Source organism: Aerococcus sp. UBA6277 (genome assembly GCF_002440555.1).
Lineage (GTDB): Bacteria > Bacillota > Bacilli > Lactobacillales > Aerococcaceae > Aerococcus.
In genome coordinates this window covers 1-21318 of record NZ_DJUR01000043.1, presented here as the reverse complement: position 1 = coordinate 21318, position 21318 = coordinate 1, and the positions used below count along the sequence as shown (strand labels likewise).

Genomic DNA, 21318 nt, shown 5'->3' with positions numbered 1-21318 from the left:
ATGAACGCGTCACAAAAATTAGTAGTCTGGGTTGAAGGATTATTATTTGTCATCCTGGCTTTATTAATTGAAAGTATCTTCCCAGTAACCATTACAAGTTACAATATTACCGTAGCGATTTCATTAACCCTATTGGTTTTCTATTCATATAGAAGAGGATCAACAGCAGGCTTTATCGCTGGTGCAGTACTTGGAGCAGTAGTGGGGTATTTACAAGTAGAGAATGTACAGACAGAGTGGATGGTGCTAGTGGCTAGTGCAATCCAAACAGCTATGGTTGGGTTATCAGGTAAATTTGCCCGAAACTTACAGCGGACGTTATTCAACCGCCGTATGTCTAGTGTATACCTAAACCTAATTACCGGGACAGTTATGACTTTTGCCGCATTCTTCATTTTAAAATTTATCTTTAATCAATATGTGCTAAATGTTGGTCAAGTGGCTGACGGTACATATGCGATGAGTATGTTATGGTCATTCTTGGCTAACTTAGCCATAGCTTTAATCATCCTAGTAATCATCTTGAACGTATCATCGAAATTTTGGATTCCAAAGAATACGCCATATATTTCGCGCAAAGAACGTTCGCGTTTATTGAATGACTAACTCGTTCATCATATCTTGTAACAATAAATAGTAAGTAAGAGCAAACAACTAGTCCTTGGCATTTTCAATCGACCATTTTGTTTGCTCTTTTACTTTTAAAAAGGGGAAAATATGGGCTTATATATTTTTTATGGGATTTTAATTCTTTTCGTGCTAAATACCATCGCCGCAGTTATTACCGTCCTTAGACAAGACCGTCCTGTGGCGACTATTTGGGCTTGGTTATTGGTGCTAATATTATTACCAGGTGTTGGGTTTATTATTTACTACTTTGTAGGCCGGAAAATTTCCGACCAAAATATCTTTAGGATCCGAAACCAAGAAGTTTATGGATTGAACGGATTAAAAGATAAGTACCTAAATGACAAGGGTAAACAGAAAAATGTCAACCACTATCCACGAGGCATTCAAAAGATGATGCGTGTCTTGTTTAAGAGTGACTATTCAATCTTGACTGAAAACAATCATGTCGAAATCTTTATTTTAGGCCAAGAAAAAATGGACCGACTAGTAGAAGATATTTATGCCGCAACAGATTCAGTGCATGTCCAATACTACACCTTTACTGATGATGAAGTGGGTATGCGGGTAGTAGACGCCTTAATTGACCGGGCCGAAGCGGGATTAGAGGTCAAATTGATGGCTGACGCAGTGGGTAGTCGTCGGCTAAGTAAGAAATCAGTCAAACGCATGGAAGAGGCAGGGGTACAGTTTGAAAGTTTCTTCTCAAAAAGTCCCTTCTTTATTTTTGATTTTCGCCTAAATTGGCGTAATCACCGTAAGATTGTAGTAATCGATGGTTTAGTCGGTTATGTAGGAGGTTTTAATGTAGCCAAAGAGTATATTGGAACAGGGCCTCTAGGATACTGGCGCGATACTCACCTCCGTCTAACAGGAGATGCTGTCAAAACCTTACAAAGTCGTTTCATGGTAGACTGGTTCGCTTCTAAAAAAGCCAAACCAAGTGACTTTGACCATGAATATTTCCCAGACCCAGAAGTAAATGGTGAAACAGCCATGCAAATTGTTTCATCTGGACCAGATGAAGAGTCAGACCAAATAAAAATGGGTTACCTGCAGATGATTAATATTGCAGAAGAGTATATTTATATTCAAACACCTTACTTTATTCCAGACGAAGCCATCTTTGAAGCAGTTGAGATGGCAGCCTTATCAGGTGTGGAAGTACATATCATGATTCCTTCCAAACCCGACCATCCACTAGTTTATCGCGCAACCGAATATTACGTAAAATCCTTATTAAAGTCTGGGGTACATGTCCACAAGTATCGTGATGATGGTTTTTTACATGCCAAAACCTTGTGCGTTGATGGTCATATAGCTAGCGTTGGTACAGCAAACTTTGATATCCGAAGCTTTGCTTTGAATTTTGAAATTAATGCCTTTGTGTATGACCGTAAACTTGTCGCCAAACTAGAAGGCATTTTTCAAAATGACCTAAAAGAATCTACACAAGTAGATATGGATTATTTTGAAAACCAAACAAAATGGAAGAAATTCCGTCAAGGGTTCTCAAGATTGTTCTCACCAGTCTTATAATAGGCACAAGAAAAAACCAGCTATCTGAATAGCTGGTTTTTTTCGGTGTTATGGAATTGTTAGTGATAACGATGCTTAATTTAATCATCATAAACAGAACGAACAGCCATGATTTCATCTACTTTAATAATCCGCATCACATCGTTATCAACGTCCTCAAACAGTACGATGTCTTTATCCGTATATTTTGACCGGAAGATACCAAATAAAATATCTTTGGTGTTTATAGAACCGATTTGACGGGTAACGGTAATATATAGGGGGTCACCTAATTCGTTTGAATAGTTTATCTGTTTGATAATGTCTTTGATTGGCATAATAGTTGTCAATACGTTGCTTTCCTTTTTCACGTTGCGCTCTTCACTATTGAAAGAAAGGATATTTGGCTGGCTAGATTGTTCAGCTTCAAGCAACATTGGATCAACTGGGATGAATAAACTACGGATTGATTGATAAGATAATGGGTTTTGCATGATAAGCCTCCTTATATTGAACAGTGGTTAGAACGATGGATACGCATTGACGTAACTTGATTTAGCAAACATTTGTTCGCTTGACAATTTATATTATAAAGAACAGGCGTTCGGTATGCAAGTCTTTTTTCGAACGTCTGTTCACTTTTTACTTAAAGGAATAAATATGGTATGATTCTAATTGAAAATTAATCCGAACATTAAAGAAAATCTTCAGGTCTTTGAGAAAAATAGTAAAATTTGTGGTACTATTAATGCTATATAAAAATGTGAAGGGTGAAAGGTGTTCTATGAAATCGAAAGGACTATTAGTTGTATTATCCGGTCCCTCTGGTGTGGGGAAAGGAACAGTGCGTCAAGCGCTGTTTGAGACTGATACGAATCATGATCAGTTTTATTATTCAGTTTCTGCAACAACCCGACAACCGCGTCCAGGAGAAGAAGATGGTAAAGACTACTTCTTCGTTTCGCGCGATCAATTCGAAGGTATGATTGAAGATGAACGTTTATTGGAGTATGCTGAATATGTAGGTAATTACTATGGAACACCGCTTCAATACGTTGAAGAAATGACTGAACAAGGTAAGGATGTTTTTCTTGAAATAGAGGTTCAAGGTGCCTTACAGGTGAAGCGACGTATGCCTGAGGGTGTATTCATTTTTCTTGCACCACCGACTATGCATGAGTTAGAATCTAGAATAGTGAACCGGGGGACTGACGCGCCAGATGTGATTGAAAAACGGATGAAGCAAGCGCGGGAAGAGTTACAATTAGTCACTCAATATGATTATGTTGTAGAAAATGATAATGTAAACTCAGCAGTTGAACGAATCCAAACCATCATAAATGCTGAGCATTTAAAGACAGACCGTTTTATCGACGATATTGTAGAAAATTACTTAAAGGAAGGCGACGAATCATAATGATTATCTATCCATCAATTGACAAATTATTAGACCGTATCGATTCAAAATACTCACTAGTATCCATTGCTGCAAAACGTGCAACGGAATTACAAGTTGAGAAGAACCCAATGTTAAATGAATACCAATCAACTAAATTTGTAGGTCAAGCCTTAGAAGAAATCGCTTCAAATGACTTAGTGATTGATCCAGATTCATTATCCCAAAGCTAATGATCAGTTTTAGAAAAATATAAACTTCATTAAGCCAAGTAGCTTTCCGTTGCTTGGTTTTTTTGCTTGTTCAATCTAGCTATAGGAAAGGCCTTAGCTAATGAAACATATGAAAAAAGAAGTATGACCAATAAAATGGGCACACCTCTCATTATCAATTGACTATTATCTTTCACAGACTAATTTACCTTGAACATATACTTGTTGGATATTGGCTTGGTTAGCTAAGTATAGGATTTTTTCAAAGGTTTGTCCTAGGTCTTCAAAGACACCAAAACCCTGGATACGATTTTCTTTGACTTTGGTATCAATGACTTGGAAATCAGCTGCATAACCTTCTTTGATGACGCCGATTGGTAAGTCAAGGGCTTCACCACCACCAAGAGTTGCAAGAGAAAAGGCTTCTACAACAGAAATGCGTGAATTTGGCACACCACGTTCGGCTTGCGGTAAGCGAGTATCGACCCCATCTTCTAATTGACGTGAGCTCATTACAGCTTGTTTAATCCCGTCATATAAAGACGGTGAGAAACCACCAGAAATATCTGTTCCTAAGCCAATTTGTACATCTAATTCTTTTAGGTGTTTAATGGGAATAATACTGTTAGCAAAATAAACGTTAGAAATCGGACAGTGGGCAACCGCTGTTTGGTTTTCAACATAAATGGTTGCATCATTGTCATTGATAAAATTAGCATGGGCCATAACTGATTTTTTACCGAATAAACCAAAGTCTCTAAGGGCTTCAGTGTCAGTTTTACCAAAGCGTTCATAAGTAAAATCATGTTCCCATTGGCCTTCGCTACAGTGAGTATGGACATGGGTATCGTATTTTTGAGCTAAAGCGCCTAGACCTACCAAGGCTTCGTCGGTACAAGACGGGGCAAAGCGGGGCATGACAACCGGGTAAACGCCTTGAATAACGTCCTTACCAAAGGCACGCACTTCTTGGATAAATTCTTCCGTTTCTTGTAGGGCAATCTCAGTTGACGCATCTCGGTAAAAGTCAGGGTTACCTTGTGGGTCATCCATAACTACTTTACCAACTAAGGCGCGTTGACCTTTTTCTGCAGCAATCTTAACCAATTCAAATGACGATTCTTTGTGAATAGTCCCGAAATAAAGGGCAGTAGTGGTGCCACGAGCGAGTAAGGTTGCTACTAAGTCTGCGTAAACTGCTTTCGCGAAGTCAACGTCTTTATATTTAGCCTCTAATGGAAAAGTGTGTTCATTTAACCAAACATCTAATGGGGCGTCTAAAGCAATCCCTGCCTGTGGCCATTGAGGGGCATGGATATGGGTATCAATGAAACCTGGTAATAAGTATTGACCGTCTGTTAGACGAATTAAAGTGCCACGTTCTTCAAATAAGGCGATTAGCGGTTGGTAGTCACCGTCATCTTGAGGGACAATTCGGTCGATGACCCCATCTTGGTTGATGGTTATCAGTGCCTGTTCTTGGTATTCAAGTTGGCCGTGGGTTGGTGTGTGAAAATAAGTTGCGACAATGGCTTTTTCTAATCCGATCATTTTTTGCTCCCTTTAAATAAAAATATTTCCTTCTTTCTCATTTTAAGACAAATTAACGAACAAGTAAATAGATTTAAAATTAAATGTTCGTAAATAAACTATAATATTTCACATTAATCAGTATTTAGTTATAAAAAGGATAAATTAACGAACAAATATACAAAGCAAAAGTGAAAATATATGCCATAGGCAATTAATGTTAAATTCCAACCAATTACTATACAATAGATAGATGAATACGATGAAGGAGGCGACTAGAATGGTTGAGGCAAATGTTATAGAAGTGATCGTGGACGTCCCCACCATGCAGACGGACCATCCTTTTGAATACCAAATCCCTGAAGAAATGGTGAATATTATTCAACCAGGCATGCGGGTACAAGTCCCATTTGGCAGTCGTAACCTCTTGGGTTATGTCATTTCACCAGCTAAAACCGAGGCTGATTTTGAAGGCGAATTGAAGCCGATTACTGCACTTTTAGATGACGAACCAGTATTAAATGAAGAGATGTTGCAATTAGGTAAGGATATGGCCAAGCAAAACTTTTGTTTCTTAGTTGAAGCCTATCACACCATGCTGCCTAACTTGCTCAAGGTAAATTATGAAAAGTTCTTCTTGCCAACCCCTGAAATTTCCTATCTGGACCATCAGCAATACTTTGATGACCTCAGTGAAATCGGCTGGTCTGAAGCCGAAAAAAGGGGAATTCTCACCGAGTTGATAGCTCTTAAAAACAAAGGTCACCTGTCCATAGACTATCGGGTAGAAGACCGTAAACGCTATAAAACGGAAAAATGGGTACAACCACTGATGGACTTTGACCAACTAGAGGAAGAAGTCACCAGCATTCGAAAAACAGCTAAGAAGCAACTTGCCTTGGTGGAAGTGTTAATGGAGCTGGATGGTAAGAAAGTACCTGCTAAATACCTAAGAGATGAATTTGACTTGCACACAGCTACGCTTAAAGCAGGGGCTGAAAAAGGCTGGCTGAAACTATACGATCAACAAGTTAACCGTGATCCCTATGCAGATATTGCGATTGAAAAATCAGAAAAGTTACCCTTACAAGCCCAACAAGAAGCTGCCTTTAATGCTGTAAAAGAAGCCATGGATAGCCAAGAAGACCGGGTATTCTTACTACAAGGGGTAACAGGGTCAGGGAAGACTGAGGTCTACCTGCAACTGATTCAAGAAGCCTTAGATAAAGATAAAGAGGCTATTTTACTAGTGCCAGAAATTTCCTTAACCCCGCAAATGGTCAACCGGTTGAAAAGTCGCTTTGGGAACAAAGTAGCGGTTTTACACAGTCAATTATCAACAGGGGAACACTTTGATGAGTGGCGCAAATTAAAAAAAGGTCAAGCTAGAATCGCCGTTGGAGCTCGGTCATCTATATTTGCACCATTAGACAATATCGGTTTGATTATTTTAGATGAAGAACATGAATCTACCTACAAACAGTCAGATAATCCTCGTTATCACGCAAGGGAAGTGGCCAAATGGCGGGCAGCTTACCACCATTCGCCAGTTATCCTAGGGTCAGCAACCCCTAGTCTAGAATCTAGAGCACGAGCCCAAAATGGGGTTTATCAACTACTTGAAATGCCGGAACGGTCAAATCAAAAGCCACTACCGCCTGTTGAAATTATTGATATGCGTGAAGAATTTAAACATAAAAATTACTATCAATTCTCACGGCAATTACGTGACCAAATGCAGGATACAATGGACCGGGGCGAACAGGTTGCTTTGATGTTAAACCGTCGTGGTTTCGCCAATTTCATGCAATGCCGAGACTGCGGTTATACCTTTCAATGTCCAAATTGTGATGTATCACTGACTTACCATTATCATGACAAACAGTTGCAGTGTCACTATTGTGGCTATAACGAGGCCAGACCGCAACGTTGTCCAGATTGTGGTCAAACCCACTTACGTGAATTTGGTACGGGGACGGAAAAGGTGGAACAAGAAATTAATGAGCTGTTCCCCAATAAAACTGTGGCTCGGATGGATATGGATACTACCCGGCGTAAAGGAAGTCATGAACGGATATTAAAGCAAATTGCTGATAAAAAAGCAGACATTTTACTAGGTACCCAGATGATTGCCAAGGGGCTGGATTTTCCAAACATTACTTTAGTAGGCATTATCAATGCAGATACCACACTCTATCTGCCAGATTTTAGGGCAGCTGAACGGACTTTCCAGCTCTTGACCCAGATGTCAGGACGGGCTGGCCGTGGGGACCTAGACGGGCAAGTCTTGATTCAAACATATAATCCGGACCATTATGCCTTAACCTTGGCTAAAGATCATGATTATGACCGTTTCTATCAAACAGAAATGCAATACAGGAAGCTCAACCAGTATTCACCTTATTATTATACTGTTCGATTCACTATTTCCAATTTTGATGACCATACCGCCCAGGCAACAGCCGCTAAGGTGGCTGCAATTTTAAAGCAGGCCGATATCCAAGCAACTAAGGTGATTGGTCCTGCTCAGTCGACCATTTCAAGAATTAATAATCAATACTATTACCAACTCTTATACCAGCACCGAGGCAACCAGGACATCCAAGCTGTTTTGCAAGACATCCAAGATAAGGCGCAAGATTGGGCTAAGGATAAAATTTACGTTTCCATTGATGTAGACCCACAATCTTTCATGTAAAAGGGTTCGTCATTTCAAGCTAAATCTGACAATGATCAGATAAAATCTCAGGTTGTAATCATGGTATAATAGGAAGAAAGCACAGGATTTATTTAAAGGAGACACATTTGAAAAGAATTGTATTTATGGGGACACCCGCATTTTCAGTGAATATATTAGACGCATTAGTTGCGCAAGATGACCAGTATGAAGTGGTTGCAGTTGTGACGCAACCCGACCGTCCAGTAGGGCGCAAACGGAAATTAACACCATCACGAGTGAAAGAAGCGGCTTTAAAACACGACATTCCAGTTTACCAACCGGAAAAAATCGGCCGGGACCAAGAAATCAAAGACTTATTAGCTGAGGACATCGATTTAATCATCACTGCAGCCTTTGGTCAATTCTTACCGACGAGCATATTAGCGGCGCCAAGATACGGCGCGGTAAATGTACATGCATCATTATTACCTAAATACCGCGGGGGCGCACCAGTTCACTATGCCATTTGGAATGGTGACAAGGAAACAGGCGTGACCATCATGCGCATGGTGAAAAAAATGGACGCAGGGGATATCTTAACCCAAGTGGTCGTCCCAATTGAAAGTGACGATACCGTTGCGACTATGTTCGATAAATTATCAGTTGCAGGGACGGACCTATTGATAGAAACATTGCCGAAATTATTTGCCGGTGAAATTGAACCGCAAGCCCAAGTTGAGGAAGAAGCGACATTTTCCCCAAATATTACGAGCCAACAGGAACAAATTGATTGGCGTAAAGAAGCGCAGCAAATTGACAACCAAGTGCGGGCCTTTAATTCTTGGCCAGTAGCCCATACGAAAGTGGACGGACAGCGGTGGAAAATTTGGCAGGTAGCACCAGTCAAAGAAGAATCGACTGACGAAAAACCAGGCACAATTATTAAAATTCAAAAGAAACCGGCTCAATTATGGGTAGCAACAGGCAACAAAACTGTTCTAGCTATTGAACAATTACAACCAGCTGGTAAGAAACAAATGGAAGTTGCAGCCTTCATTAACGGTGGGGCCGGCAACTTAGCGGTTGGCGATAGCTTTGACCAAGTGGAGGACGATATAGATGAAGAATAATCAAGTAGAACCAGGGTCAAATGCCCGAAATGGCGGCCATAGTGGGGGCTACCAAACACCTCTAAAATTATCTGCTCGTTTTCAAGCGATGGAGTCAGTTAATCAGATTATCCGCCACAACCAATTCATCAACCAAGAAGTAAATCGGGTGTTAACTGAAGAAGCTGTGGCCGAAGCAGACCGTAACCTCTATACGAACTTGGTTTATGGGTCTGTTCAAAACTACTATACATTGGACGCTTTTGTCCGTGATTTTGTAGCCAAGCCTAATAAGGTGAAATCATGGGTTTGGTCTTTACTCATTGTTTCGGCCTACCAAATGTATTATTTAGACAATATCCCAAATTATGCCGTAGTTGACGAAGCGGTTAGAATTGTCCGTAAACGAGGCAATCAGACCCTGGCTAAATTCGCTAACGGGGTCTTACGGAATTTCACCAGACGTTATGAAACAATGGCCGATTTTATCCAAACCAAAGAAGATCCAAGAGAGAAATTAACCCTAGAGGCCTCATTACCGCCTGTATGGGTAGATTATTTTGTGGACCGTTTTGGCTTAGATGAAGCCGAAAAATTGGCTAATTCACTCAATCAAACGCCATTTATTACGGTACGTGCCAACAATAAATTCAATAATTTAGATAACGACAAGATGACTGAATATCAAGAAATTCTTGAGGCAGAAGGATTTACTGTAGCGCCTAGTCCTTTGTCACCATTTGCCTTAAGGGTAACTAAGGGGAATCCAGCCCATTCATCCTTATTTATGAACGGGGAAATGACCATTCAAGATGAATCAGCACTTCTAGCTGTAGAAGCTTTAAACCCGAAACCAGGGGAAACGGTTCTTGATGCTTGTGCCGCACCGGGTGGAAAAACTGTGCAAATCGCTGAAGCAGTTGGTCGTACTGGGCATGTGATTGCTTGTGATATAGCGGAAAATAAATTGCCTTTAATTCAAGAAAATGTGGACCGGATGCAGGTGGCTGACCACGTGGAAATTCTCCATCAAGATGCAACTGCCTTGTTAGACCGTTTTGGGGAAAATGGTAGCGAACCGACAAGCTTTGATAAGGTTTTAGTCGACGCACCATGTTCAGGTGTGGGCCTATTCCGCCGTAAACCAGATACTAAATACCACAAAACGTTGCAAGATTTGGATGCCTTACATGACATTCAAGTAACAATTATGAACCAAGCATTACCATTATTGAAAAAGGGTGGCGTGATTACCTACTCTACATGTACAATTACAAGAGAAGAAAATGAAGATGTGGTCAAAGCTATTTTAGACCAACATCCAGACCTAACATTGAAGTCATTTAAACATTGGCGAGACAATCTTGATCAGTCAATAGGTGCAGATGGAACAATTGAAATCCTACCGCATACCTATATGTCTGACGGTTTCTTTATCGCCAGCTTTGAAAAAAACTAGCGAAGGAAAGTGAGCATACATGGAAATCGCAAGCAAAACTGATGTCGGTGTTGAAAGAAAACAAAACCAAGACCAAGTAGGCATTTTTTACAACCAAGACCAAGCAACAATCTTATTGCTTTGTGACGGGATGGGTGGCCACAACGCTGGAGACGTGGCTTCAGAAATGGCTATTTATCATGTAGGAAATGCTTGGGAAAGCACTGAAAACATGACGGACGCCAATATCATTTCTGAATGGTTGACTGATCAAATCCAAGCTGCCAATGACCATATATTTGAAAAAGCCAACCAATACCATGATTTATCAGGTATGGGTACAACAATCGTCGCAGCTGTACCATTAGAAGATTTGGCACAAGTGGTTTTAGCCCATGTAGGGGATTCACGTATCTATATTCATCAAGCGGATGCGCTTAAACAGATTACCAAAGACCATTCTTTTGTCCAAGAATTATTAGATATGGATATGATTACTAAAGAAGAAGCTCAGGTTCACCCACAAAAGAATATCGTGACTCGGGCAGTGGGTATTGCTACTGACGTTGATGTAGATATTAATGTTGTAGACTTTTTAGAAGATGAAACATTACTATTATGTTCAGACGGATTAACCGATATGATTGAGGAAACAGAAGCCTTGGCTATTTTGAGTGATGAAAGACTCACTATTGAAGCGAAAGCTGACCAATTAATTGCTGTTGCTAACGACCGTGGGGGCCGAGACAATGTTTCGGTGGTTGTCGCACATAGAACACCAGCAAATTTTAAAAAGGAAGAAACATTCGAACATGAAATTGAAAATGAAAGAGGTGAATTCTAATGAAATCTGGTCAAATCATTGATGAACGCTATAAAATTGTGAACCATATCGGTTCAGGTGGTATGGCGGATGTATACCTTGCTTATGATCCTATTTTAGAACGTGATGTAGCCATTAAATTCTTGCGTGTAGGAAAAACAGATGCCATGGATGCCACCAAACGATTTGAGCGTGAAGCCCTATCCGTATCAGAATTGAACCATCCAAACGTAGTCAATTTATTTGACGTGGGTGAAGATGAGGAAGGCAAGTTTATCGTGATGGAATATGTGGACGGTATGGACTTAAAAGACTATATCCGTGAAAACCACCCAATTCCAGTAGATATTATCCAAAACTTGATGATTCAAATCTTATCAGGTGTTCAAGCTGCCCATAATATCGGTATTGTGCACCGTGACTTGAAACCACAAAATATTATGGTCAACCACGATGGTACAATTAAAATTATGGATTTTGGGATTGCTATGGTGACTTCTGAAACAAGTATCACCCAAACCAATTCGATTATTGGTTCAGTCCATTACCTATCGCCAGAACAAGCACGTGGTTCAATGGCCACAAGTCTTTCAGATATTTATTCATTAGGCGTTGTTTTATTTGAAATGCTAACAGGCCGTGTACCATTTGACGGTGAATCAGCAGTCTCAATAGCCTTAAAACATTTCCAAGAGCCACTACCACCAATCGAAGCTTACCGGGAAGACGCGCCACAAAGTTTAATTAATGTGGTGGCCAAAGCAACAGCTAAAGAACCATCTGCTCGTTATCAAACCACACAAGAAATGATTGACGACTTAGAAACGGTCTTTTCTGATAACCGGAAAAATGAGCCTGTATTTATCCCAGCTAACATGGCCAATGAAACAATTGTCATGGCAAAAGAAGACATCGAAAATCAAATGCGTCTAGCAGAGTCCGATGAAGTAAAGTTAATGGCAGCTGGTGAAAAAGCAGTTGATGACGATACAGCACCGGATACAACCGATGAAAATCCTGAAGATACTGTTTTAGATGATTCAGATGAACATGATATTGCAGATAAGGCTGTTCTAGCAGCAGGCGCTGGTTTAGCTGGAGCCGCCTTAGCGGGTCCGGGAACGGCTGCAGCTGGAGGCGCAGGCGCTGCAGGTGTTAGTGATTTACAAGCAGACCCATCTCCAAGTCTTAGTGGTAATAGTACCGATCAGAGCGGTGGTAACAAGCCAACAAGCAATCCTAATAAACAAGGTGGCAAACCAAGTAATAAACAGCCGAAAAGTCGCAAACCAATGGCCATTATTGCAGGCGTTATTATTGGACTCATTTTAATTGCTTTCCTAGGCTATAACTATATGGCAGGCCGCAATATTACCGTACCTGACTTAGCGGGTATGACAGAGCAAGAGGCATCCTTAACTTTAGAAAGCTTAGATTTAGTTCTAGGAGATGTAACAGCAGTATATGATGAAGAAGTGGAAGCTGGTCGTGTGATTAACTCAAGTCCATCAGCAAACACAGAAGTGAAACATGATACGGAAGTCGATGTCAATATTTCGCAAGGTCCTGAGCCGTATGAATTAAAGGATTACTCTGGTCAACCATTTACGAAAATTGAAGAAGAATTAATGGCATTAGGCTTTACCGTAACCCAAGAAGAAGACTACTCTGATTCAGTTGAAGCAGGCGACATCTTGAGTCAATCTATCGAACAAGGCGAAGCAGTCATACCTGGTGAAACAACCATTAACTTTGTTGTTTCTGCGGGTGTTGAAACCTTTACGATGGCCGATTTATCTGGTTGGAATAGAGCATCAATTCAACAATATGCTGAATCAAATGGTCTAGTTGCTTCATTTGATTCACAATATTCAGGTTGGGTACCGGATGGTGTGATGATTTCGCAATCAATTACACCAGGTACGGAATTTGTAGCTGGAGATGAATTATATGTTGTGATGTCTGATGGACCGGAACCAGTATCTAGTTCATCAAGTTCAAGCTCTTCATCTTCATCTTCAAACTCATCATCCAATGACGATGATGACGACGAAGACGGTGATAGCTCATCATCAAGTTCATCATCTAATAGTAGTTCAAGCAGCTCAAGTTCTTCATCGTCAAGTTCATCATCGAGTGCTAGTTCATCATCTAGCCAACGTGAAAGTTCAAATGTAGAAGATTAGATAAATCAATAAATCAAGAGAAAGGTGTAGACAGTTTGTTTACGCCTTTTTTGCCATTTTAAAGACCCTTCCAATGAATAAAAATTGTTGGAGTGTTTTTTATTGGCTTTTTGGGTTAAAATAGGGCATAAGTATGCAGACACAAATTTTTATATCTATTCAGGATATATACAATTGAAACAATAAGGAGGTATTATTCAAAAGCATGAAGAGAAAAGATGATTATACTCAACCGAATGCGCCGACATACACGGGCCAGATTATTAAGGCTTTGTCTGGTTTTTATTATGTAGAAGAGAAAGAAAGCCAAGTGATTTATACCACACGGGCACGTGGTCAATTTAGAAATACGCAAACAACACCATTGGTGGGCGATTTTGTGGAATTTCAAGCCAACAATACCAAAGAAGGCTATGTGATGAAAATCTTACCACGCTATAGCCAAATGATTCGACCGGCAGTAGCTAATGTGGACGTGGCCTTGTTGGTGGCATCGGTTACTGAGCCTCAAATTCAGCCAAAATTATTAGACCGTTTTCTAGTTTATTTAGAGTCAGAGAATATTGAACCCATTCTTTACTTTTCCAAAATAGACTTAACTGACCAAGCTAGTCAAGCGGATAAAGATCGGATCGACCAATTCATCAAGGCCTATAAGGAAGTCGGCTACCAAGTCATTTTATCAACAGACCTAGATGGAAATTTTGATCAATTGAAGGACATCGTGGCTAATCGGACCATGGTGGTTGTCGGCCAGTCAGGGGTTGGAAAATCTACCTTGCTTAACCGATTATTACCAGATTTAGCGATTGAAACAGGGGAAATCTCAACATCGCTAGGACGCGGTCGTCATACTACCCGCCATACGGAATTACATGATATCTTTGAAGGGAAAGTGGCGGATACACCAGGTTTCTCTAGTATCGATATCGACCAGTTGGATAAGGTTTTACTGTCAAATTATTTCCCTGAAATGCGGGCCATTCAAGACCAATGTAAATTCCGTGGTTGTACCCATATTCAAGAACCTAAATGTGCAGTGAAAGCCGCCTTAGATGCCGGTGAGATCGCACAAAGTCGCTATGACTCTTACCTACAAATCTTCCAAGAAATTGACAATGCAAAACCCAAATATTAGAAAGTAGGAATGTATATGTATATTGCACCATCTATTTTATCTGCGAATTTTGGTAAATTTATTGACGAAGTAAATCGAATCGAAGGCGCCGGCGCTGACTGGGTTCACATTGACGTCATGGACGGCCATTTCGTGCCCAATTTAACCTTTGGTGCTGGCGTCGTTGAAGCTTTGCGCCCAAACACCAAGATGACCTTAGACTGCCATTTAATGGTATCTAACCCAGAAGCCCATGTGGAAACCTTCGCCAATGCCGGTGCGGACTATTTCACTGTTCACTATGAAGCAACTAGCCACCTGCATGGCTTGATCCAAACTATTCACAAACATGGTATGAAAGCTGGTGTGGCCATTAATCCAGCGACGCCCGTATCAGCCATTGCACCAATCCTAAAAGACGTCGACATGATTTTAGTCATGACCGTAAACCCTGGATTTGGCGGTCAATCATTTATTGAATCAACTGTTGATAAGATGGCTGAATTAAGTACTTTCAGAGCAGAAAATGACGCTAATTTCCTAATAGAAGTAGACGGTGGAATCAATGCTGAAACGGCTAAAATCTGCGCAGAAAAAGGGGTAGACGCCTTCGTAGCTGGTTCATACATCTTCAATAAAGACGACGTGAAGCAACCAATTGATGCATTAAAAATGGCCATTAAGTAAACTTTAGTACTTGAAAAAGTTTTTTAACTGGCAGTCACTAGAAGGAAGTGGATACATGCAAGTTTATCTCATCGGATCAGGACCCTTTGATCCCGATTTCTTTAAAGGCTATGTCGAGCGACAGAAAGTCGTCCACAATGATTCAGAAACAGCCTTTGTGGGTGTCGATTTAGGCGCCAAACAACTCTTAGACATGGATTTTCCAATTGATTTGGCTGTAGGAGACTTTGATTCTATCGAGGATAAGGTCTATCAACAAGTAGCCAAAAAGGCCGCATCAATCGAAAAACTAGAACCTATGAAAGATGAAACCGACACAGAACATGCCTTGGGATCAGTCGCTGACTTATACCCGAACGCAAGATACCATCTATTTGGTATGCTAGGGGGTAGGGTAGACCATTTATTATCTAACTTATGGCTTATCTACCAAGAACGTTTTGCGCCGATTATTGATCGTATTCACTTAGTAGAAGAAAACAATGCTGTTACATTCTTAAGACCAGGGCAACATCAAGTTGACCGCCTAAAAGAGATGAAATATCTGTCATTTGTGGCCATGACCCCAATCACAGATTTAACCCTTAAAAATGTGGTCTACCCATTAGATAACTATCAAATGCCAACGCCACTAGCTTTAATTTCAAATGAGTTTCTACCAGGTCAAAATACCATGAAAATTGCCTTTAGTGATGGTCTTATCCTCGCTATTCAAGCCCGAGATTAAGTCTAATCATCATTTTTATCATAAATAAGTTTGATTTATGACGTTAAGTATAGTAATATGTTATGGTATGAAAATTTGTAGAGGAGGATTATGACAATGGCTAAAGAATGTTATTACACAGGACGTAAAGCGACTTCAGGTAACAACCGCTCACACGCATTGAATGCTACAAAACGTACATTTAAAGCAAACTTACAAAAAGTTCGTATCATCGACGAAAATGGTAACAAAAAGCGTGTATGGGTTTCTGCACACGCAATCAAAGCTGGTTTAGTAACCCGCGCGTAATCCATTTATGATTATAATCAAATAAGGTCGTAGTTTTCCAGTGAGGGAAGACCACGGCTTTTTTTGTGCATAGTTAAGCATTAATAGAGTAAAGAATGCGCAATTTTATTAATTGTTTAAATGAACAGAGTCAAGTATAATTTATATAGTCACAGATAAGGGGTGAGTTCATGTACGGTAAAGTAATAGCTAGTGAAAAAACACAAAATATTAATGGTGAATTACATGTTGTGAATCCTATTGTTGCACTTCAAGTGCCATTTTTACCTACTACTATATCATTTGCAATTTCTTGTAGTTTTTTTGTTAACTCAATTCAAAGAAAATTTGATATAAAATTAGAGGTTATTGATCATACCGATTACCTGCTTGGAGCTCTAGAAGGTGGCGTATCCGCAGACAATTCTGATAGTGAAAATTCAACTTTAAGTTTTGATTTTAGTTTATCAAATGTTATTTTTAAAAATGATGGTCTGCATAAAGTGATTTTGTATGTTGAAGATGAACAAGTTGCAGAGTATTCTTTCACTGTTTTCAATCAGAATATAGAAATATAGGAGGAGAGTACCGATGTCAGCAAAAATTAAAACACCTAAATTAGTGCCAACTTTAGCTATGACAGGGTCCTTATCATACTCTTCATCGTATATGTCAGATACGGATTCTAGAGTTCAGCTTTATTCAAATTCTTTAGAAAGAGATATTACGCAACAAGCTGATGCAGATTTTATTAATACTCAAGTTATTGAAGAAGAAGTCTCAAGGTTTATCCAAGAAAATTTACATAAGTCATTACCTTTTCATTTAAATATTTATAAAGATGAAAATGATTATGTATATGTAGACTTAACAGTCAATGAAGATAACGCCATAGAAATCTATAATTATTCTAAAGCGTTAAATGAACTTGCTAGCCAAAAGCAGAAAAACTTTATTTTTGTAATTGGTGAATAGATATGTATCTATGGGAGAATCATTTAGCGTTTAGTAGTTACCTATTAGAAAACTTTTCTAATATCGATGCTAAACATAGAGAGGCTGCATTACGAACGATTATTCATAATGATTACTATGCTTGCTTTCACAAAGTTAAACAATTAAACGAGCTACATGGATATTCCACGGTAGGTGGTGGAAATAATTCTCATAATGACGTGATAGATAAAATTAGAAACTATAATGTGGATTTAACTTTAAGAGAGAAACAAAAAATAATTAGAGAATTAAAGGAAATGAAAGACTATAGGCGTAAAGCAGATTACCAAGAAGGTGCTAGTTACATTTTTAAAATCGAAATTGTTACCGATTTACACCAAAAATCAATCAAATTATTTGAGTCATTAAGAGATTTTGAATCTAATAAAAATCAAAATTAAGGTCGTAGTTTTCCAGTGAGGGAAGACCACGGCTCTTTTTGTGTCTATTATAGGGTTTGCGACTTGTCAAATATTTAGGTATAATAGCCTAGTATGTGGTAAAATGAGTGTTATAAATGAAGTTATATTTGTTTAGAACGATAAAGTTCTAGATTAATCTAGCATGACAACCCTTCAAAAGGAGGACATTTTTTATGGCATTAAAAATGCAAACAGACTTCGGTGAAATTGATATTACAAATGAATCTATCGCAACAGTCGTAGGTATGGCAACAACACAAAACTACGGTGTCGTTGGTATGGCAAGCAAGCATCAAATCCGTGATGGTATCCAAGAAATTCTTAAGCAAGAAAACTATACCAAAGGGGTACTTGTTTCAGTAGATAACAACGATTTAGTAGTAGTGGATGTATACATTATCGTCAACTACGGTACGAAAATTTCTGAAATTTGTCGCAATGTACAAAGTTCTGTGAAATACGAATTAAGTCGTCAATTAGGTATTGCTGCAAACGTAGTGAATGTGTACGTACAAGGCGTCCGTGTGATTGAAGACTAGTTGCGGTAATCAAGGAGGATTTTTAGGTGAAAAGAACAGTATTAGACGTTGAAGCGTTCATATCTATGCTTGAAGTTGGAGGTAACCGACTTTCAGAGAATGCTGAATACGTGAATTCATTAAATGTTTTCCCGGTGCCAGATGGTGATACCGGAACAAATATGAATTTAACATACACGTCAGGTATCGAACGAGTGATTAAACAAAATTCAGATACCGTTGGTGAGGTTGGAGAAGATTTAGCTAAGGGATTATTGATGGGGGCACGCGGTAACTCAGGCGTTATCTTATCCCAATTATTCCGTGGTTTCGCTAAAGCAATCGAAGGTAAAACAACCATTGAAGCCCAAGATTTAGCGAATGCTTTCCAACGCGGTATTGATACAGCTGTAAAAGCTGTTATGAAACCCGTAGAAGGTACTATTTTAACAGTAGCACGTGATTCAGCAGCAGCAGGTATGCAGAAAGCTGAACAAACAGATGACATCATTGAAGTGATGACAGCTGTATTAGAAGAAGCACAAACATCACTAGAAAACACACCTAACTTACTACCCGTGTTAAAAGAAGTGGGCGTTGTCGATTCAGGTGGTCAAGGATTAGTATATATCTATCATGGCTTCTTAGAATCATTAACAGGTGAATCTATTCCAGTTAAATCAGCTGATCCAAACAAAGCGAATGTCACAGAATTAGCTCACCAAGAAAACTTCTTTAATACATCTCATTCAGTAGTATCAGAAGATATTCATTATGGTTATTGTACTGAAATTATGGTCAAAATCGGTGAAGGTGAAACAGTTACTGATGAATTTGATTATGATACATTCCGTAACCACTTAGATGGTATCGGAGATTCATTATTGGTTGTATCTGACGATGAGATTGTAAAAGTTCATGTACATACAGAAACACCAGGTGAAGTCATGAACTATGGTCAAAAGTTTGGTTCATTAGTGAAAATTAAAGTAGATAACATGCGTCTACAACATGACGATATCTTAGATGGCAAAGGATCAAACCAATCCGAGTCAACGCCAGTAGTGGAACGGACGAACCTAGCAATTATCGCTGTTGCAGCCGGTGAAGGAATTGAAAACCTATTTAAAGATATGGGCGTTAAATCAATTATCTCTGGTGGTCAAACGATGAACCCATCAACAAATGATATCTTAGATGCTATCAACAAAGCGAATGCAGATAACGTGATTATCTTACCAAACAATAAGAATATCATTATGGCTGCTAACCAAGCTGTTGAAGTTTCAGAAATTCCAGCTGCCGTAGTTGAAACTACATATATCTCTCAAGGATTAACAGCTATGCTTGGATATAACCCTGATGGTACATTAGAAGACAATAAAGCAGCAATGGTTGCTGAAATGGCCAACGTAACTAGTGGTCAAGTCACAGTGGCTGTTCGAAATACAACAGTTGATGGCTTAGAAATCCATAAAGATCACTTTATGGGCATCATAGACGGTAAAATTGTTTCTGAAGATGCTGACTTAGTCAAAGAAACCATCAATATGGTGAATGCAATGATTGATGAAGACAAGGAGTTAGTGACCTTAATCTTTGGTGAAGAAACCGACCAAGCAACAGCAGAATTAATCGCTGAAGCAGTCGAATCGGCTAACGAAGATATTGAAGTTGAAATTGTAGACGGTGGCCAACCGGTTTACCATTTCCTAGCATCAGTAGAATAATAATCCTATATAAAGATACATACATCAACTACTCTCTGTTAAAACAGAGAGTTTGTCCTAAACATGGTGGTTGTACAAACGATATAATATCTCCAACCGTTTAAAGACACTAAGGGATGGTTGACTGGCACCCCATCAGTAAGCGGTCTGTAGACACTTACCGAATATTGTTTTACGTTTAATAATTTTGTATGGGCACAACTTTTTCAAACCGCGGGTTTTTCTCACTCGACAGATATCGGTGACCCAATTCTTGAATATTGATAGCTGCCACACGGTCATCATTTGATTGATACCCACAATTTTGACAAGTAAACAAGTGCTTATCTTGTTGTCTATTAGCTCTATCAATTGATTCGCATTTCGGACAACGTTGGGACGTAAATTGTGCGGATACTTTTAAAACTTGCGAACCACTTTCTAAAGCTTTATACATTAACTTTTCTTCAAAATCGAAGAATCGCCAAGAATGGTGTTCATACCGTGCATCTTGCTTACGGTGGTGAGTCGTGTTAAAAGTAACGTTCGTAAGATCTTCCACCACAAACAAGGTATTGGCCCCGTATCGGTCAACGAGTGTCTTTGATAATTGATGGTTCACATCATTCATCCAGCGGTTCTCTCGTCTTTCAATTGTTTTAAGGCGTCTACGACTTGATTTGGTGTTCTTCGCTTGTAAGGACTGGCGCAATTTCTTAAAACGCCGTCTTTTCTTAATCAAGCTTTTACCCGAATAGAAGGTAGTATGAGCTGTATCATCCGCAATAGTTAGTATCTGTCTTAAACCACGGTCAATGCCTACAATCCTTTGAATATTACCTTCTTCTGGGCTGTCTATCTCTTTACTTGCGGACACGTGTAAGAACCACTTACCCTTACGACAGAGTAATTCAGCTTGACCGAACTTGTAAGCATTCTGGCTAAATTGTTGAAGATAATCGATATGTTGCTTATCACAAGACACTTTAATTCGTCCTTGATTGGTCGTCAGTGAATAGGTATTGTTTTGGTGATAAGCGTAGTTACGATTACGTACGAACACAGCGACTGGTTGCTTAAACCCTAGGGGTTTCGTTAAATGGTAAAGGTCTTTATATAGCGTATGATATTTACCTGTATGGATATCTTTATAACGCTTAGGTTTTTGTTTAAACTGTGTTTTCACGGTCTTATATCTCGCGATTACCGTACGCATCACGGACTGGGCTATTTGCGCGATTGTAGCCCAAAATCCTGACGTATCTGATGATACAAGGCGTTGTGCAAAGTCGTTTGACCTAATTCAAAGTCATGGTCAAAGATATATGTCGAAACAAAATTACAAGCGTTTAAAAACTGTTGTTGCGTTTCTTCGAA

At 39.4% G+C, this 21318-nt stretch carries 21 protein-coding genes; 18 read left to right on the top strand and 3 right to left on the bottom strand.

Annotated features, from left to right (window positions below; translation table 11 throughout):
- Together B2V22_RS07575 and cls are read left to right on the top strand one after the other, a co-directional pair.
- Positions 1 to 606, top strand: coding sequence for an energy-coupled thiamine transporter ThiT (locus B2V22_RS07575; protein WP_290491611.1), 606 nt, complete (start codon positions 1 to 3; stop codon positions 604 to 606).
- Positions 607 to 717: 111 nt separating this feature from the next.
- Positions 718 to 2166, top strand: coding sequence for a cardiolipin synthase (cls, locus tag B2V22_RS07570; RefSeq protein ID WP_290491609.1), 1449 nt, complete (start codon positions 718 to 720; stop codon positions 2164 to 2166).
- Between the two features lie 80 nt (positions 2167 to 2246).
- Here the strand turns inward: cls and B2V22_RS07565 are convergent, their stop codons facing one another.
- On the bottom strand, positions 2247 to 2639 hold the full coding sequence (locus B2V22_RS07565) for a hypothetical protein (RefSeq protein ID WP_290491607.1): 393 nt from the start codon (positions 2637 to 2639) through the stop codon (positions 2247 to 2249).
- Between the two features lie 290 nt (positions 2640 to 2929).
- Between B2V22_RS07565 and gmk the strand changes: the two genes are divergently transcribed.
- Positions 2930 to 3562 carry a guanylate kinase gene (gmk, locus tag B2V22_RS07560; protein WP_290491605.1) on the top strand — a complete coding sequence of 211 codons (633 nt, stop codon included), beginning with the start codon at positions 2930 to 2932 and terminating at the stop codon, positions 3560 to 3562.
- The gene (rpoZ, locus tag B2V22_RS07555; protein ID WP_290491603.1) at positions 3562 to 3774 is read left to right on the top strand and encodes a DNA-directed RNA polymerase subunit omega; all 213 of its coding nucleotides are present in this window, start codon (positions 3562 to 3564) and stop codon (positions 3772 to 3774) included. The genes gmk and rpoZ overlap by 1 nt, the downstream gene beginning before the upstream one ends.
- A 165-nt stretch (positions 3775 to 3939) precedes the next feature.
- Here the strand turns inward: rpoZ and guaD are convergent, their stop codons facing one another.
- Positions 3940 to 5304, bottom strand: coding sequence for a guanine deaminase (gene guaD, locus B2V22_RS07550; RefSeq protein WP_290491601.1), 1365 nt, complete (start codon positions 5302 to 5304; stop codon positions 3940 to 3942).
- 259 nt (positions 5305 to 5563) lie between these two features.
- Between guaD and priA the strand changes: the two genes are divergently transcribed.
- From priA to B2V22_RS07480, 14 genes are all read left to right on the top strand, one after another.
- A complete protein-coding gene (gene priA / locus B2V22_RS07545) occupies positions 5564 to 7981 on the top strand; it encodes a primosomal protein N' (RefSeq protein WP_290491599.1) in 2418 nt (805 codons plus the stop codon).
- Positions 7982 to 8088: 107 nt separating this feature from the next.
- The gene (fmt, locus tag B2V22_RS07540; RefSeq protein ID WP_290491597.1) at positions 8089 to 9072 is read left to right on the top strand and encodes a methionyl-tRNA formyltransferase; all 984 of its coding nucleotides are present in this window, start codon (positions 8089 to 8091) and stop codon (positions 9070 to 9072) included.
- Positions 9062 to 10510: a 16S rRNA (cytosine(967)-C(5))-methyltransferase RsmB gene (gene rsmB, locus B2V22_RS07535; RefSeq protein WP_290491595.1), complete on the top strand. Its 1449-nt coding sequence runs from the start codon at positions 9062 to 9064 to the stop codon at positions 10508 to 10510. Before fmt ends, rsmB begins: the two co-directional genes overlap by 11 nt.
- A 19-nt stretch (positions 10511 to 10529) precedes the next feature.
- Positions 10530 to 11333 carry a Stp1/IreP family PP2C-type Ser/Thr phosphatase gene (locus B2V22_RS07530; RefSeq protein WP_290491593.1) on the top strand — a complete coding sequence of 268 codons (804 nt, stop codon included), beginning with the start codon at positions 10530 to 10532 and terminating at the stop codon, positions 11331 to 11333.
- Positions 11333 to 13498 carry a Stk1 family PASTA domain-containing Ser/Thr kinase gene (pknB, locus tag B2V22_RS07525; RefSeq protein WP_290491591.1) on the top strand — a complete coding sequence of 722 codons (2166 nt, stop codon included), beginning with the start codon at positions 11333 to 11335 and terminating at the stop codon, positions 13496 to 13498. The genes B2V22_RS07530 and pknB overlap by 1 nt, the downstream gene beginning before the upstream one ends.
- A 205-nt stretch (positions 13499 to 13703) precedes the next feature.
- A complete protein-coding gene (rsgA, locus tag B2V22_RS07520; RefSeq protein WP_290491589.1) occupies positions 13704 to 14636 on the top strand; it encodes a ribosome small subunit-dependent GTPase A in 933 nt (310 codons plus the stop codon).
- Between the two features lie 15 nt (positions 14637 to 14651).
- Entirely contained in the window at positions 14652 to 15302 is a 651-nt protein-coding gene (gene rpe, locus B2V22_RS07515; protein ID WP_396159028.1) for a ribulose-phosphate 3-epimerase, read from the top strand.
- A gap of 55 nt (positions 15303 to 15357) precedes the next feature.
- On the top strand, positions 15358 to 16029 hold the full coding sequence (locus B2V22_RS07510) for a thiamine diphosphokinase (protein ID WP_290491585.1): 672 nt from the start codon (positions 15358 to 15360) through the stop codon (positions 16027 to 16029).
- 96 nt (positions 16030 to 16125) lie between these two features.
- Positions 16126 to 16317, top strand: a complete 192-nt coding sequence (rpmB, locus tag B2V22_RS07505; RefSeq protein ID WP_016896758.1) for a 50S ribosomal protein L28 — start codon at positions 16126 to 16128, stop codon at positions 16315 to 16317.
- Positions 16318 to 16487: 170 nt separating this feature from the next.
- Complete coding sequence (locus tag B2V22_RS07500) at positions 16488 to 16874, top strand: DUF6941 family protein (RefSeq protein ID WP_016896759.1); 387 nt, start codon at positions 16488 to 16490, stop codon at positions 16872 to 16874.
- A 13-nt stretch (positions 16875 to 16887) separates the two neighbouring features.
- On the top strand, positions 16888 to 17271 hold the full coding sequence (locus B2V22_RS07495; protein ID WP_016896760.1) for a hypothetical protein: 384 nt from the start codon (positions 16888 to 16890) through the stop codon (positions 17269 to 17271).
- 2 nt (positions 17272 to 17273) lie between these two features.
- The gene (locus B2V22_RS07490) at positions 17274 to 17693 is read left to right on the top strand and encodes a hypothetical protein (RefSeq protein ID WP_290491580.1); all 420 of its coding nucleotides are present in this window, start codon (positions 17274 to 17276) and stop codon (positions 17691 to 17693) included.
- A gap of 194 nt (positions 17694 to 17887) precedes the next feature.
- Positions 17888 to 18253 carry an Asp23/Gls24 family envelope stress response protein gene (locus B2V22_RS07485; protein WP_290491578.1) on the top strand — a complete coding sequence of 122 codons (366 nt, stop codon included), beginning with the start codon at positions 17888 to 17890 and terminating at the stop codon, positions 18251 to 18253.
- 26 nt (positions 18254 to 18279) lie between these two features.
- Positions 18280 to 19962, top strand: coding sequence for a DAK2 domain-containing protein (locus tag B2V22_RS07480; protein ID WP_396159033.1), 1683 nt, complete (start codon positions 18280 to 18282; stop codon positions 19960 to 19962).
- 178 nt (positions 19963 to 20140) lie between these two features.
- Here B2V22_RS07480 and B2V22_RS07475 read toward each other — a convergent pair whose 3' ends face one another.
- The gene (locus B2V22_RS07475; RefSeq protein ID WP_290491577.1) at positions 20141 to 21127 is read right to left on the bottom strand and encodes a transposase; all 987 of its coding nucleotides are present in this window, start codon (positions 21125 to 21127) and stop codon (positions 20141 to 20143) included.
- Positions 21128 to 21318 lie beyond the last annotated feature (191 nt).

Coding starts and splice junctions, on each gene's coding strand:
- B2V22_RS07500 (WP_016896759.1), top strand. CDS start 16,488: ATGTACGGTAAAGTAATAGCTAGTGAAAAAACACAAAATATTAATGGT.
- B2V22_RS07510 (WP_290491585.1), top strand. CDS start 15,358: ATGCAAGTTTATCTCATCGGATCAGGACCCTTTGATCCCGATTTCTTT.
- B2V22_RS07565 (WP_290491607.1), bottom strand. CDS start 2,639: ATGCAAAACCCATTATCTTATCAATCAATCCGTAGTTTATTCATCCCA.
- B2V22_RS07490 (WP_290491580.1), top strand. CDS start 17,274: ATGTATCTATGGGAGAATCATTTAGCGTTTAGTAGTTACCTATTAGAA.
- rsgA (WP_290491589.1), top strand. CDS start 13,704: ATGAAGAGAAAAGATGATTATACTCAACCGAATGCGCCGACATACACG.
- rpe (WP_396159028.1), top strand. CDS start 14,652: ATGTATATTGCACCATCTATTTTATCTGCGAATTTTGGTAAATTTATT.
- B2V22_RS07495 (WP_016896760.1), top strand. CDS start 16,888: ATGTCAGCAAAAATTAAAACACCTAAATTAGTGCCAACTTTAGCTATG.
- cls (WP_290491609.1), top strand. CDS start 718: ATGGGCTTATATATTTTTTATGGGATTTTAATTCTTTTCGTGCTAAAT.
- rpoZ (WP_290491603.1), top strand. CDS start 3,562: ATGATTATCTATCCATCAATTGACAAATTATTAGACCGTATCGATTCA.
- B2V22_RS07575 (WP_290491611.1), top strand. CDS start 1: ATGAACGCGTCACAAAAATTAGTAGTCTGGGTTGAAGGATTATTATTT.
- guaD (WP_290491601.1), bottom strand. CDS start 5,304: ATGATCGGATTAGAAAAAGCCATTGTCGCAACTTATTTTCACACACCA.
- priA (WP_290491599.1), top strand. CDS start 5,564: ATGGTTGAGGCAAATGTTATAGAAGTGATCGTGGACGTCCCCACCATG.
- gmk (WP_290491605.1), top strand. CDS start 2,930: ATGAAATCGAAAGGACTATTAGTTGTATTATCCGGTCCCTCTGGTGTG.
- B2V22_RS07485 (WP_290491578.1), top strand. CDS start 17,888: ATGGCATTAAAAATGCAAACAGACTTCGGTGAAATTGATATTACAAAT.
- pknB (WP_290491591.1), top strand. CDS start 11,333: ATGAAATCTGGTCAAATCATTGATGAACGCTATAAAATTGTGAACCAT.
- rpmB (WP_016896758.1), top strand. CDS start 16,126: ATGGCTAAAGAATGTTATTACACAGGACGTAAAGCGACTTCAGGTAAC.
- rsmB (WP_290491595.1), top strand. CDS start 9,062: ATGAAGAATAATCAAGTAGAACCAGGGTCAAATGCCCGAAATGGCGGC.
- B2V22_RS07530 (WP_290491593.1), top strand. CDS start 10,530: ATGGAAATCGCAAGCAAAACTGATGTCGGTGTTGAAAGAAAACAAAAC.